Origin of the sequence: Pseudomonas sp. R45(2017), from assembly GCF_002112305.1 — a bacterium.
Lineage (GTDB): Bacteria > Pseudomonadota > Gammaproteobacteria > Pseudomonadales > Pseudomonadaceae > Aquipseudomonas > Aquipseudomonas paraglycinae.
Genome location: NZ_NEHH01000001.1, coordinates 319,927 through 333,594, shown reverse-complemented (window position 1 = coordinate 333,594; position 13,668 = coordinate 319,927). Strand labels below are relative to the sequence as shown.

Below are 13,668 nucleotides of genomic sequence, written 5' to 3'. Positions count from 1 at the left end.
TTGCCGTGGATCAGGCGCTGATCTTCGCCTGGGCCGCCAGGCGATTGATTGCCCGCTCCAGCTCGTCCAGCGCGGTCGATGCCTTGGGGTCCTGCTGCTTGAGCAGGGTTTCGCTGCGCTGGCAGGCGGCGCGCAATTGCGGCACACCGCAGTAACGGGTGGCGCCGTGCAGACGGTGCACCCGTTCGAGCAGACTGTTCTGATCCTGACTGTCGCGGGCGGTGCGAATGGCTTCGCGATCGGCCTCGAGCGAGGCCAGCAGCATCGCCAGCATGTCTGCCGCCAGATCCGCCTTGCCGGCGGCCAGGCGCAAACCTTCTTCGTGATCGAGTATCGGCAGTTCCTGATTGCCCAGCAGGCTTTCGCCGCCACGGTCCGGCGCCTGATTGCGCAACGCAAGGCCCGTCCACTTCAGCACCACCTGTGCGAGTTGCCGCTCGCTGATCGGCTTGGTCAGGTAGTCGTCCATGCCGCTTTGCAGCAGCGCGCGTTTTTCATTGGCCATGGCGTGGGCGGTGAGGGCGACGATCGGCAACGGCGTGCAATGCCGCTCGCTTTCCCACTGGCGGATGGTTTCGGTGCTCTGGCGTCCGTCCATGCCGGGCATCTGCACGTCCATCAGCACCAGATCGAAGGTTTCGTTCTGTACTGCCTTGACTGCGGCGTAACCGCTTTCCACGGCCAGCACCTTGGCGCCCATGTCTTCGAGCAGCGTTTGCACCAGCAACAGGTTGGCCGGGTTGTCGTCGACACAAAGCACTTTCGGCGCGCGGCTCGACAACGGTTCGCCCGGTTCGCTGCGCGGCTGGCGCGGGTTGACCATGTCCGACAAGGCCCGGCGCAGTTTGCGGGTGCAGGCCGGTTTCGATTGCAGCTGACTGTGAGGGTTGGGCACTGAAAGGTGGTACAGCGTCAGTTCGGTGGTCGGGCACAACACCAGCACCCGGCAACCGAGGTGCTCAAGGTCCCAGATGTGCTGGTTGAGACGCTCCGGCGGCATGTCGTTGCTGGTGATGCCGAGCACCGCCAGATCGATCGCCTGATCGGTCTGATGGGCGCCGGTAACGCCATTGGTCAGGCTTTCCAGGGTATTGAACGGCGTGACATCGAGGCCGCAGTCTTCCAGTTGATGCTGCAGGGCCTGACGCGCCAGTTCGTGGTTTTCCAGTACCGCCACCCGGCGCCCGAGCAACGGCGCGCAGGGCAGGTCTTCGGCGTCGTCGCGGGTCTTGGGCAGGTTCAGGCTGATCCAGAATTCCGAACCTTCGCCCGGCGTGCTGTCGACGCCGATCTCGCCGCCCATCTGCTCGATCAGGCGCTTGGAAATCACCAGCCCCAGACCGGTGCCGCCGGGCTGGCGCGACAGCGAGTTGTCCGCCTGGCTGAACGCCTGAAACAACGCGCGCACGTCCTCGTTCGACAAACCGATGCCGGTGTCCTGAATGCTGATGCGCAACTGCACGCTGTCGTCGTTTTCTTCTTCGAGCATGGCGCGGGCGACGATGGTGCCTTCGCGGGTGAACTTGATCGCATTGCTCACCAGATTCGTCAGGATCTGCTTGAGCCGCAGCGGATCGCCGACCAGCGACAACGGCGTGTCGCGGTACACCAGACTCACCAGTTCCAGCTGCTTGGCGTGAGCAGCGGGGGCGAGGATGGTCAGGGTGTCCTGCAACAGGTCGCGCAGGTTGAACGGGATATGGTCGAGCACCAGTTTGCCAGCCTCGATCTTCGAGAAATCGAGGATCTCGTTGATGATCCCCAGCAGGCTGTCGGCGGACTTTTCGATGGTGCCCAGGTAGTCGAGCTGGCGCGGGGTCAGCTCGCTTTTCTGCAACAGGTGGGTGAAACCGAGAATGCCGTTGAGCGGTGTGCGGATCTCGTGACTCATGTTGGCGAGGAATTCGGATTTGATCCGGCTCGCTTCCAGCGCTTCCTTGCGGGCCAGGTCCAGCTCGATGTTCTGGATCTCGATGGTTTCCAGGTTCTGGCGCACGTCTTCGGTGGCCTGATCGACGCTGTGCTGCAATTCTTCGCGGGCGTTTTGCAGGGTGCCGGCCATGCGGTTGATGCCGGACGCCAGTTCATCCAGCTCCTGACTGCCCAATGGCGGCAGACGGGTTTCCAGGTGACCGTCCTTGAGCTGCGCGACGGCCTGTTTGATCTGGCTCAGCGGGCGGTTGATCGTGCGGCCCATGCGCAAGGCCAGCAAAGCGGCGCCGGCCAGACCCGCGCCGATCAGCAGCAGGCTGGCGAACAGGCTTCGATAGCCGCGCAACAGCATGCCGTTGTGCGACAGCTCCAGTTCGACCCAGCCGAGCAGGCGGTCGGACTCTTGCGGGATCAGTTCGCCGGCGAGGTTGCGGTGTTTACCGAAAACCGGCAGCAGATAGCGCGTGGCGTCGTTGCCGCTGCGTCGCAGCAAATGCGCGCTGTCGCCGCTGGGCGCCTGATTGAGCATGGTCGGGCCGGCGTGGGCGAGTGGCGAGCGGTCGGGCGCGAGGAAGGTCACGGCGCGCACGTCCGGTTGTTCGAGAGACTGGGTGGCGATGCGCTCGAGCAGTTCGGCATCGCCGTGGCCCATGGCCGGTGCCACCAGCGGAGCCAGTTGCTCGGCGATCATTTCGCCGCGCTGCATCAATTGGGCTTGCAGGTCGGACTGCTGCGTCCAGGTGAAATACCCGCCCAGCACCAGTGCCATCAGGCTGGTCGGCAACAGGGTCAGCAGCAACACGCGACCTTTGATTCCCAGTTTCTTGAGCACGCCTTTCTCCTGCATCCCGCTGATCGTTGACTCACACGTGCGTCCGGCACGCGGTATCGGCGCAGTGTAGCGATTTGCTTGCGGGCAATCTTGGGAAAAATGATGTCGTGGTTGTTCACTCGCAGGCCGGTCATCTGTCCGACAGGTCAAGCTTGGGTTGCCGGGCGCCGGGCAATCTTGAATAATCGCCCAACTGAGAATTATTTGCAGATAGTCATGACTCCTGTCTCTATTGGCCAACCCCGCATTCTTTCCATCGAAGACGATCCCGTCCTCGGTGCCTATGTCCATGAACAACTGGGCCGCAGCGGCTTCCAGGTCACCTGGTGCCAGAACGGCAGCGAAGGCCTGAGCATCGCCCGGCGCCAGCCGTTCGATGTGGTGTTGATGGATATTCTGTTGCCGGGGCTCGACGGTCTGAACGTCCTGACCCAACTGCGTCAGAGCCATTCCACCCCGGTGCTGCTGATGTCAGCCCTCGGTGCCGAAGCCGACCGTATCAGCGGCTTCCGCCTCGGCGCTGACGACTATCTGCCCAAACCCTTCAGCATGGCCGAGCTGCATGTGCGGATCGAAGCGATCCTGCGCCGGGTCGCCCTCGACCGTCGTCCGGCTGCCGTCACCCCGGTGGTACCGGTCGGCGGGCTGCGTTTCGACGACGAGCAGTGCGACGTGTTCTACCTCGACCAGCCCGCCGGCCTGACCCGCAGCGAATACCGCCTGCTGGAAACCCTCAACCGCAACGACGAGGAAGTGCTGAGCAAGGCCTTCCTTTATCAGCACGTTCTTCAGCGCGGTTATGCGGCCCACGACCGCAGCCTCGACATGCACATCAGCCAGATCCGCCGCAAACTCAAGTCGGTCGGCTACACCGAGCGTGAAGTGCGCACGGTGTGGGGCAAGGGTTACGTCCTGAGTGCCGTCGATGAAAGTGTCTGACCTGCCGGGCCGGCACTCGCTGTTCTGGAAACTCGCCTGCCTGCTGGTGGCGTTCTGTCTGCTGATGATCTGGTTGAGCTGGTCCTGGGGCCGGTACATGGAACAGCGCAACCAGTTCCTCTCCGACGACGCCCGCCGCACGCTGAGCCGTTATGCCGCCGAGGCCGAACGCGCCTGGCAGCAGGGCGAGCGCGATGGCATCGATAGCTGGTTGCAAAGCATGGAGCTGCGCGAAGCCGGCTGGGTCGGCGTGATCGGTGGCAATCTGCAGTCGCTGGGCAGCCAGCCGTTGAGCACTCAAGAGCTTCAGCACCTGACTTTCCTGCGAGGCCTTGACTGGCCGATTCACAAAAAGGGCCGGCCGTGGCTGCGGGTCCCGTTCCCCACTGACCCGACTGCTGGCAGTCTGGTGATCGAATTGCCCGAGCGATTCCTGCCGGGGAAATACCGTGTGTTCTGGCGGGTCATCACCAACGGTGTGATTCCCGGTCTGTTCACCTTGCTGCTGTGCGTCGGCCTGTATCGCCTGCTGGTGGTGCCGCTGAACAATCTTCGCGAGCAGGCCAATGCCTGGCGCGCCGATCAATTGAATGTGCGGTTGTCGAGCGGCATCACCCAGCGCCCCGATGAGCTCGGTGAACTGGCCCGCGCCTTCGACTCGATGTCCGAACGCCTGCAATCCACCGTGGCCCTGCAACAGCAATTGCTGCGCGACCTGTCTCACGAACTGCGCACGCCTCTGAGCCGGTTGCGGGTTGCCAGCGAAAGCGAGCAGCAGCTGCAACCTTTGCGCGAACGCATCGGTCGCGAAGTCGACGTGATGCAGCGGCTGGTGGAGGACACCCTGCAACTTGCCTGGCTCGACACCGAGCGCGCACCGTTGCCGGACGAAGCGATCCAGATTCAGGCGCTGTGGGAAATGCTCACGGAAAATGCCTGCTACGAAAGCTGCTGTCCGGTGGGGCAGTTGCAATGTGGGGTGGAAGCTTCCTGCTGGGTGCGCGGCAATCTCAACACCCTGGCCCAGGCCCTGGAAAACATTCTGCGCAATGCGATTCGTCATTCGCCGCCGGGCGGCATCGTGCGACTCGACGGTCGGCGGGATGGCGATTACTGGCACCTGTGGCTGGAGGACGAGGGCGGCGGTGTGGACGAGGCGGATCTTGAGCGGATTTTCTCGCCATTTATCCGACTCGATGGTTCGCGGCCGGGGGACGGTGGATTTGGTCTGGGCCTGAGCATCGCGAGGAACGCGGTGCAACGCCAGGGCGGAACGTTGTGGGCCGAGAATGGGCCATCGGGATTGCGACTGAATCTGCGGTTGGTGGCGGATGACAGTGCTGTCAGTCCTGAAGTCTTCGCTGGCAAGCCAGCTCCGACTGTGGACATGAGCCGCCCGCAGATTGTGTGAGCGGCACAGGAAAGTGTCAGCACTGCTGACACTCTTTTAAAAAGTCTCACCACTGGTGAGACTTTTACTGCTTATTCCAAGAAACCATAAGCACCACACTTTGCGTGATATGGCCTGCGCAGGTTTGCCGGTATGATAGGCGCCCCCGCTGTCCGGATTGCGAAAAACGCCATGACCTTGCAGTACCCAACCATCGCCGATTGCGTCGGCAACACGCCGCTGGTGCGTTTGCAGCGCCTGCCCGGTGTCACCAGCAACACCCTTTTGCTCAAGCTCGAAGGGAACAACCCGGCGGGTTCGGTCAAGGATCGTCCGGCGCTGTCGATGATCACCCGTGCCGAGTTGCGCGGGCAGATCCAAGAAGGCGATACGCTGATCGAAGCGACCTCGGGCAACACCGGGATCGCCCTGGCGATGGCCGCCGCGATCAAGGGTTACAAGATGATCCTGATCATGCCGGACAACTCCAGCGCCGAGCGTAAAGCGGCGATGACCGCGTACGGCGCGCAGCTGATTCTGGTCAGCCAGGAAGAGGGCATGGAAGGCGCTCGCGATCTCGCCCAGCGGATGGAAGCCGAAGGCCGTGGCAAGGTGCTGGATCAGTTCGCCAACGGCGACAATCCTGAAGCGCACTACACCACCACCGGCCCGGAAATCTGGCGTCAGACCCAGGGCTCCATCACCCATTTCGTCAGCTCCATGGGCACCACCGGCACCATCATGGGCGTGTCGCGCTACCTCAAGGAGCAGAACGACAACGTGCAGATCGTCGGCCTGCAACCGATGGAAGGCTCGGCCATTCCCGGCATCCGCCGCTGGCCGCAGGAATACCTGCCGAAGATCTATCAGGCCGAGCGTGTCGACCGCATCGTCGACATGGCGCAAAGCGAAGCCGAGGACGTCACCCGGCGTCTGGCCCGCGAAGAAGGCATCTTCTGTGGCGTGTCCTCGGGCGGTGCGGTGGCAGCGATGCTGCGCCTGTCCAAAGAAGTTGAAAACGCGGTGATCGTCGCGATCATCTGCGACCGTGGCGACCGTTACCTGTCGACCGGCATTTTCGACGCGCCCAACTGATGGCCAAGCATGAGAGAGGCCTGCGCTTCCAGCCCACCGGCGGCAGCAAGGCCGCGCAAATCCCGACCGGCAAAAAGCAGCGCCTGAGCATCGAGCGCCTGGCCAATGACGGTCGCGGCATCGCGTTTTTTGAAGGCAAAACCTGGTTCGTCCTCGGCGCCCTCGCCGGTGAAGAGGTCGAAGCGCGGGTGCTCGGCGCCCACGGCAAAGTGGTCGAGGCGCGCACCGAACGTGTGTTCAGTGCCAGTGAATTGCGTCGTCCCGCACCTTGTCAGCACGCCGGCCGTTGCGGCGGTTGCAGCGTCCAGCATCTGCCCCACAACGAACAGCTTGCCCTGAAACAGCGCATGCTCGCCGAGCAGTTGTCGCGAGTTGCCGGTGCCGAACCCGAGGAGTGGGCGGCGCCGTTGACCGGTCCAGAATTCGGCTACCGTCGCCGCGCCCGGATCGCCGTACGCTGGGACAGCAAGGCCAAAAAGCTTGAAGTCGGTTTCCGTGCCGCCGGCAGTCAGGACATCGTCGCGATCAGCGAATGCCCGGTGCTGGTACAGCCCTTGCAGCCGATCATGACCCGCTTGCCGGAGATGCTTCGTCGCTTGAGCAAACCTCAGGCGCTGGGGCATGTCGAATTGTTCAGTGGCTCGTCACTCGCCGTTCTGCTGCGTCACATGGCGCCGCTGTCCGAGGCTGACCTGACGATCCTCAAGGATTTCTGCGCGTTCCATGAAGCGCAACTCTGGCTGCATGGCGAAGGCGAGCCGCAGCCGGTGGATGATGCACTGTCGCTCGGCTATCGCCTGGAACAATGGGATCTGCAACTGGCCTACCGGCCGGGGGATTTCATTCAGGTCAACGCCGGGGTCAACGAGGCCATGGTTGCGCAAGCGCTGGACTGGTTGAAACCGACGAGCGATGAGCGCGTGCTCGACCTGTTTTGCGGTCTGGGCAACTTCGCCCTGCCGCTGGCGAAAGCCGCGCGTGAAGTGGTGGCGGTCGAAGGCGTGCAGACCATGGTCGATCGCGCGGCGGCGAATGCCGCTAGCAACAATTTGCATAACACAAAGTTTTTTCAGGCCGATTTATCCCAGCCTTTGACCGATGCCGAGTGGATCGGAAACGGCTTTTCTGCGGTACTCTTGGACCCACCGCGCGACGGTGCTTTCGAGGTGGTGCGCAAGCTGGCGACCCTGGGCGCCAAACGGTTGGTGTACGTGTCGTGCAACCCTGCAACTCTGGCGCGCGATACGGTCGAATTGATCAAGCAGGGCTACCGGTTAAAACGTGCCGGGATTCTCGATATGTTTCCTCAGACGGCACATGTCGAGGCCATGGCGTTATTTGAAGCGAGCCAGGATGGCTCGTCTGATCCGACTGGTCGTCCGTAGCGCTCGCCTTGGCCCCGCGAGCGCGAACGGGCATTGACGGTCAGTGATTTGACGCATTGAATCTGCGTCGTAGGGAAGGTAAAGCAAGATGGTACAGGTGAGAGCACACCAGCCGATCAACACTGACGGCAGTATCAATCTCGAGGCTTGGCTCGATCATGCGGTCAGTGTCGATCTGGCACTGGATCGCGAAGCCTTGAAAGAGGCCTGCGAGTACGCTCGCCAGGCCGAGCAACAATCCAATGCGGCGAAGAATCTCTGGTCCGAAGGCAGCGGCAGTTTCAGCACGGGCCTCGAGATCGCCGAGATCCTCGCCGACCTCAAGCTCGATCAGGATTCGCTGGTGGCTGCGGTTCTCTATCGCGGCGTGCGCGAAGGCCAGATCGAACTCGCGGCGGTCAGCCAGCGCTTCGGCCCGGTGGTCGCCAAGCTGATCGACGGCGTGCTGCGCATGGCGGCGATCAGTGCCAGCCTCAGCCCTCGCCAGTCGATGGTTCTCGGCACCCAGGGCCAGGTGGAAAACCTGCGCAAGATGCTGGTGGCGATGGTCGACGACGTGCGTGTCGCGCTGATCAAACTCGCCGAACGCACCTGCGCGATCCGCGCGGTGAAAACCGCCGACGACGAAAAACGTAACCGGGTCGCCCGGGAAGTGTTCGACATCTATGCGCCGCTCGCGCATCGACTCGGCATCGGTCATATCAAATGGGAACTGGAGGACTTGTCCTTCCGTTACCTGGAACCCGATCAATACAAACAGATCGCCAAGCTGCTGCACGAGCGGCGGCTGGATCGCGAGCGTTTCATCGCCGACGTGATGACCCAGCTCAAGGACGAATTGCAGGCCACCGGCGTCGAAGCCGACATCAGCGGCCGGGCCAAACACATCTATTCGATCTGGCGCAAAATGCAGCGCAAGGGTCTGGAATTCAGCCAGATCTACGACGTGCGTGCGGTGCGCGTGCTGGTGCCGGAAATGCGCGACTGCTACACCGCGCTCGGCATCGTCCACACCCTGTGGCGGCACATCCCGAAAGAGTTCGACGACTACATCGCCAACCCGAAAGAGAACGGCTACCGCTCGTTGCATACGGCGGTGATCGGCCCGGAAGGCAAGGTGCTGGAAGTCCAGATCCGGACCCATTCGATGCACGAAGAGGCCGAACTCGGCGTCTGCGCGCACTGGCGCTACAAGGGTACCGACGTCAAGTCCGGCTCGAACCACTACGAAGAGAAAATCTCCTGGCTGCGTCAGGTGCTCGAGTGGCACGAAGAGCTGGGCGACATCGGTGGTCTGGCCGAACAGCTGCGGGTCGATATCGAGCCGGACCGGGTCTACATCTTCACCCCGGACGGTCACGCCATCGACTTGCCGAAGGGCGCGACGCCGCTGGACTTCGCCTACCGCGTGCACACCGAAATCGGTCACAACTGCCGTGGCGCGAAGATCAACGGGCGCATCGTCCCGCTCAACTACAGCCTGCAGACCGGCGAGCAGGTCGAGATCATCACCAGCAAGCACGGCACGCCGAGCCGTGACTGGCTGAACCCGAACCTCGGTTACGTCACCACGTCCCGGGCGCGGGCGAAGATCGTGCACTGGTTCAAGTTGCAGGCGCGCGATCAGAACGTCGCGGCGGGCAAGACCCTGCTCGAACGCGAACTCAGTCGCCTCGGCCTGCCGGCGGTGGATTTCGACAAGCTGGCCGACAAGGCCAACATGAAAACCGCCGAGGACATGTTCGCCGCCCTTGGCGCCGGCGACCTGCGTCTGGCGCAACTGGTGAATCTGGCGCAACAACTGGTCGAGCCGGAACGCGGCAACGAACAGCTGGAACTGATTCCACGCAAGGCGACCGGCTACAAACCGGGCAAGCGCGGCGACATCCAGATCCAGGGTGTCGGCAACCTGATGACCCAGATGGCCGGCTGCTGCCAGCCGTTGCCGGGCGATGCGATCGTCGGCTACATCACCCAGGGCCGTGGCGTGAGCATTCACCGTCAGGACTGCGCCTCGGTGCTGCAACTGGCCGGGCGGGAGCCGGAGCGGATCATTCAGGTCAGCTGGGGCCCGGTGCCGGTGCTCACCTATCCGGTGGACATCGTCATCCGCGCCTACGACCGTTCCGGTCTGCTGCGTGACGTTTCGCAGGTGCTGCTCAACGAGCGGATCAACGTGCTGGCGGTCAACACCCGCTCGAACAAGGAGGACAACACCGCGCTGATGTCCCTGACCATCGAGATTCCGGGTCTGGACGCGCTGGGGCGGTTGCTGGGGCGGATTTCCCAGTTGCCGAACATCATCGAAACGCGGCGTAACCGGACTCCATGAAACCGATCTACAGCCTTGAAGACCTGCTGCACCTGATGAACCGTCTGCGCGACCCGCAGTACGGTTGCCCGTGGGACATCAAGCAGACTTACGCGACCATCGTCCCGCACACCCTTGAAGAGGCCTACGAAGTCGCCGACGCCATCGAGCGCGGCGACTTCGACCACCTGCAGGGCGAGTTGGGCGATCTGCTGTTTCAGGTGGTGTATTACAGCCAGCTGGCACGGGAGGAGGGGCGGTTCGAATTCGCCGGCGTGGTCGACAGCATCACCCGCAAGCTGATCCGTCGCCATCCGCATGTGTTTCCCACCGGTGATCTGTATGCGCCGCTGGATGTGCCGCGCCTGAACGAAGAGCAGGTCAAACAGCGCTGGGAGGAGATCAAGGCCGAAGAGCGCGCCGAGAAATCCGCCGAGCCGCAGCAACTGTCACTGCTCGACGATGTGCCGGCTGCATTGCCGGCCCTGTCCCGCTCGGCCAAGTTGCAGAAGCGCGCCGGGCAGGTCGGTTTTGACTGGCCGGATGCCTTGCCGGTGCTGGACAAGGTCCGTGAAGAGCTCGATGAAGTACTCGAAGCCATGTCCGAAAATGACCCGCAAGCGGTGGCCGACGAGATTGGTGACCTGCTGTTTTCCGTGGTCAATCTGGCCCGGCACCTGAAGGTCGATCCGGAAAGCGCGTTGCGTGGCGCCAACGCCAAGTTCGAGCGACGTTTCCGTTTTATCGAACAGGCATTGCGCGACACCCACCGACCCATGGAAGATTGCACCCTCGAAGAGTTGGACGCCCTGTGGGGCGAAGCCAAACGTCAGGAAAAGAATTCGCCCAGCTGTGGCTGAGCCGTTGCCCAAGTGAGTAAGCATCAATGAGCCTTTCCCTTCGCGACCAGTTGCTCAAGGCAGGACTGGTCAACCAAAAGCAGGCCAAGCAGGTCAGCAAAGACAAACAGAAACAACAGCGCCTGGCCCACAAAGGCCAGATCGAACTGGACGACTTCCAGCAGCGTGCTGCCCAGGAAGCCATGGCCGAGAAGGTCAAGCGCGACCAGGAGCTGAACCGCCAGCAGCAGGAGAAGGCGGAAGCCAAGGCCCGCGCCGCGCAGGTCAAGCAGTTGATCGAGGTCTCGCGTCTGCCGAAGCTGACGACCGAGGACTACTACAACTTCGTCGACGACAAGAAGGTCAAGCGCATCTCGGTCAACACGCTGATGCGCAACAAGCTCAGCAGCGGCTCGCTGGCGATCGTGCACCATGCCGGCGGTTACGAAGTGATTCCTCGTGAGGCGGCCCTGAAGATTCAGGAGCGCGATCCACAGCGCATCGTCCAGCTCAACGAGAAGGTCGAAGAGGTCAATGCCGAGGACGATCCGTACGCGGCCTATGTGATCCCTGATGATCTGATGTGGTAAGCGGGTTCCGCCGGGCTGCGAAGCGGCCCTGAAATCCCCAAAACGACAAACCCCGCTCATGGCGGGGTTTGTCGTTTTCAATGCTGTGATTTTGCTTCAGGCGGATTTCAGATCCCGCTGGCGTTCTTGCAGTTCCAGTTCGGCCTTGTAGTTGTGGGCGTCGATCTCGTTGTGGAACATGCCGACCAGCAAGTCTTGTTGGTGCACATCCCAGATCCGTACGCCGGCGGCTACGCCTTCATGGGACATGTGTGAATCGTCGCGTTCAGTTACTTTTACAGTCATCTGCTAGCTCCAATCTCTGTTATCTGCAGCAAGGCGTGTGCAGGACTCTTTTATAGATTTTGTTAGCCTGCTAAGTAAACGCCCGATTTGTGCAATGTATTCTTGCGAAATCTGCAACAGCGCTGGAGCCCGCTGAATCCGCGACATTCAGTCGCAGGGCGGTAAGTTGCATGACAAACGTTTCATCTTGGCGCCGTTGAAAATGCCTTTCTCCAGGCGAAAAAAAACGCCCCGAACCAGTCGGGGCGTTTTCATGTGCGGCTCAGCGGGAGGGAATTACTTGCCTTCCCAGCGCTTCAGCACGAGGGTGGCGTTGGTGCCACCGAAGCCGAAGCTGTTGCTCATCACGGTGTTGATGGTGGCGTTCTCGCGGGTCTTGGTCAGCACCGGCAGATCGGCCACTTCAGGGTCCAGTTCGTCGATGTTGGCGGAACCGGCGATGAAGTTGCCTTCCATCATCAGCATGCAGTAGATCGCTTCGTGAACGCCGGCGGCGCCCAGGGAGTGACCCGACAGGCTCTTGGTGGAGCTGATGGCCGGGGCCTTGTCGCCGAACACTTCACGCACACCTTTCATTTCCGCGACGTCGCCGACCGGAGTCGAAGTGCCGTGGGTGTTCAGGTAGTCGATCGGGGTATCGACGGTGGACAGCGCCTGCTGCATGCAGCGGATGGCGCCTTCGCCGCTTGGGGCGACCATGTCGTAGCCGTCGGAAGTCGCGCCGTAGCCAACGATTTCCGCGTAGATCTTCGCGCCACGGGCCAGAGCGTGTTCCAGCTCCTCGACCACCACCATGCCGCCACCGCCAGCGATGACGAAACCGTCACGGTCGGCGTCGTAGGCGCGCGAGGCTTGTTCAGGGGTATCGTTGCGCTTGCTGGACAGGGCGCCCATTGCGTCGAACAGGAACGACTGGCTCCAGTGCTCTTCTTCACCGCCACCGGCGAACACGATGTCCTGCTTGCCCATCTGGATCTGTTCCATGGCGGTACCGATGCAGTGAGCACTGGTGGCGCAGGCAGAAGCGATGGAGTAGTTCAGGCCCTTGATCTTGAACGGGGTGGCCAGGCAAGCCGAAACGGTGCTGCTCATGGTCCGCGTTACACGGTATGGGCCGACGCGCTTGACGCCTTTCTCGCGCAGGATGTCCAGCGCTTCCATCTGGTTCAGGGTCGACGCGCCGCCGGAACCTGCGATCAGGCCGGTACGCGGGTTGGACACCTGCTCTTCGGTCAGACCGGAGTCAGCGATGGCGTCTTTCATGGCCAGGTAGGCGTAAGCCGCTGCGTGGCCGACGAAGCGATAGATCTTGCGATCGATCAGCTCTTCAAGGTTGAGGTCGATGGAGCCGGAAACCTGGCTACGCAGACCCATTTCGGCGTATTCCGGGTTGAACCGGATGCCAGGGCGGCTTGCACGCAGGTTAGCGGAGACGGTCTCTTTGTCATTGCCCAGGCACGAAACGATGCCCAGACCAGTGATAACGACGCGGCGCATGCGAATAACCCTTAGAAGTTGTCAGTGGAGGTGAACACGCCGACGCGAAGGCCTTCGGCGGTGTAGATTTCGCGACCGTCGACAGTCACCGAACCGTCGGCAATGGCCAGGTTCAGCTTGCCCTTGAGGACGCGCTTGATATGAATGTTGTAGGTGACTTTCTTGGCGGTCGGCAGGACCTGGCCGAAGAATTTCACTTCGCCCGAACCCAGCGCACGGCCGCGGCCCGGCAGGCCTTGCCAGCCGAGGAAGAAGCCGACCAGTTGCCACATGGCGTCCAGACCCAGGCAGCCCGGCATCACCGGATCGCCTTCGAAGTGGCACGCGAAGAACCACAGGTCAGGGTTGATATCCAGCTCGGCGACCAATTCACCTTTGCCGTACTTGCCGCCTTCTTCGCTGATCAGGGTGATGCGATCCACCATCAGCATGTTCGGGGCGGGCAGTTGCGCGTTACCTGGGCCGAACAGCTCACCGCGACTGCAGCGCAGCAGGTCTTCCCGAGTAAAGGCGTTTTGTTTGGTCATGCGAGCTCCTCAATAATCCCATGCGGCAGGTGGGGCAAATCTTCCC

General features: G+C 62.1%; 11 protein-coding genes. 7 read left to right on the top strand and 4 right to left on the bottom strand.

Going from position 1 to position 13,668, the window contains the following annotated elements; translation table 11 throughout:
• Nucleotides 1-10 precede the first annotated feature (10 nt).
• Entirely contained in the window at nt 11-2,764 is a 2,754-nt protein-coding gene (locus tag CAF74_RS01590; protein WP_085745420.1) for a response regulator, read from the bottom strand.
• Between the two features lie 216 nt (nt 2,765-2,980).
• Between CAF74_RS01590 and CAF74_RS01585 the strand changes: the two genes are divergently transcribed.
• From CAF74_RS01585 to CAF74_RS01555, 7 genes are all read left to right on the top strand, one after another.
• The gene (locus CAF74_RS01585) at nt 2,981-3,703 is read left to right on the top strand and encodes a response regulator transcription factor (RefSeq protein WP_085607389.1); all 723 of its coding nucleotides are present in this window, start codon (nt 2,981-2,983) and stop codon (nt 3,701-3,703) included.
• Entirely contained in the window at nt 3,690-5,114 is a 1,425-nt protein-coding gene (locus CAF74_RS01580; RefSeq protein WP_085745098.1) for a sensor histidine kinase, read from the top strand. The genes CAF74_RS01585 and CAF74_RS01580 overlap by 14 nt, the downstream gene beginning before the upstream one ends.
• A 171-nt stretch (nt 5,115-5,285) precedes the next feature.
• On the top strand, nt 5,286-6,188 hold the full coding sequence (gene cysM / locus CAF74_RS01575) for a cysteine synthase CysM (protein WP_085745097.1): 903 nt from the start codon (nt 5,286-5,288) through the stop codon (nt 6,186-6,188).
• Nucleotides 6,188-7,573 (top strand): 23S rRNA (uracil(1939)-C(5))-methyltransferase RlmD, encoded by a 1,386-nt coding sequence (gene rlmD / locus CAF74_RS01570; protein ID WP_085745096.1) that lies wholly within the window; start codon nt 6,188-6,190, stop codon nt 7,571-7,573. The genes cysM and rlmD overlap by 1 nt, the downstream gene beginning before the upstream one ends.
• Nucleotides 7,574-7,661: 88 nt before the next feature.
• Nucleotides 7,662-9,905 carry a GTP diphosphokinase gene (relA, locus tag CAF74_RS01565; protein ID WP_085745095.1) on the top strand — a complete coding sequence of 748 codons (2,244 nt, stop codon included), beginning with the start codon at nt 7,662-7,664 and terminating at the stop codon, nt 9,903-9,905.
• A 5-nt stretch (nt 9,906-9,910) separates the two neighbouring features.
• A complete protein-coding gene (gene mazG, locus CAF74_RS01560; RefSeq protein ID WP_085745419.1) occupies nt 9,911-10,744 on the top strand; it encodes a nucleoside triphosphate pyrophosphohydrolase in 834 nt (277 codons plus the stop codon).
• A 26-nt stretch (nt 10,745-10,770) separates the two neighbouring features.
• Entirely contained in the window at nt 10,771-11,313 is a 543-nt protein-coding gene (locus CAF74_RS01555; RefSeq protein WP_085745094.1) for a DUF2058 domain-containing protein, read from the top strand.
• A 96-nt stretch (nt 11,314-11,409) separates the two neighbouring features.
• Here CAF74_RS01555 and CAF74_RS01550 read toward each other — a convergent pair whose 3' ends face one another.
• The 3 genes from CAF74_RS01550 to fabA all read right to left on the bottom strand — a co-directional run bounded on the left by CAF74_RS01550 (nt 11,410) and on the right by fabA (nt 13,622).
• Nucleotides 11,410-11,598, bottom strand: a complete 189-nt coding sequence (locus tag CAF74_RS01550) for a hypothetical protein (RefSeq protein ID WP_007957795.1) — start codon at nt 11,596-11,598, stop codon at nt 11,410-11,412.
• A gap of 276 nt (nt 11,599-11,874) precedes the next feature.
• The gene (gene fabB, locus CAF74_RS01545) at nt 11,875-13,095 is read right to left on the bottom strand and encodes a beta-ketoacyl-ACP synthase I (protein WP_007957797.1); all 1,221 of its coding nucleotides are present in this window, start codon (nt 13,093-13,095) and stop codon (nt 11,875-11,877) included.
• Nucleotides 13,096-13,106: 11 nt separating this feature from the next.
• The gene (gene fabA, locus CAF74_RS01540; protein ID WP_003227150.1) at nt 13,107-13,622 is read right to left on the bottom strand and encodes a 3-hydroxyacyl-[acyl-carrier-protein] dehydratase FabA; all 516 of its coding nucleotides are present in this window, start codon (nt 13,620-13,622) and stop codon (nt 13,107-13,109) included.
• Nucleotides 13,623-13,668 lie beyond the last annotated feature (46 nt).

Coding starts and splice junctions, on each gene's coding strand:
- CAF74_RS01550 (WP_007957795.1), bottom strand. CDS start 11,598: ATGACTGTAAAAGTAACTGAACGCGACGATTCACACATGTCCCATGAA.
- CAF74_RS01580 (WP_085745098.1), top strand. CDS start 3,690: ATGAAAGTGTCTGACCTGCCGGGCCGGCACTCGCTGTTCTGGAAACTC.
- rlmD (WP_085745096.1), top strand. CDS start 6,188: ATGGCCAAGCATGAGAGAGGCCTGCGCTTCCAGCCCACCGGCGGCAGC.
- CAF74_RS01555 (WP_085745094.1), top strand. CDS start 10,771: ATGAGCCTTTCCCTTCGCGACCAGTTGCTCAAGGCAGGACTGGTCAAC.
- fabA (WP_003227150.1), bottom strand. CDS start 13,622: ATGACCAAACAAAACGCCTTTACTCGGGAAGACCTGCTGCGCTGCAGT.
- fabB (WP_007957797.1), bottom strand. CDS start 13,095: ATGCGCCGCGTCGTTATCACTGGTCTGGGCATCGTTTCGTGCCTGGGC.
- cysM (WP_085745097.1), top strand. CDS start 5,286: ATGACCTTGCAGTACCCAACCATCGCCGATTGCGTCGGCAACACGCCG.
- relA (WP_085745095.1), top strand. CDS start 7,662: ATGGTACAGGTGAGAGCACACCAGCCGATCAACACTGACGGCAGTATC.
- CAF74_RS01585 (WP_085607389.1), top strand. CDS start 2,981: ATGACTCCTGTCTCTATTGGCCAACCCCGCATTCTTTCCATCGAAGAC.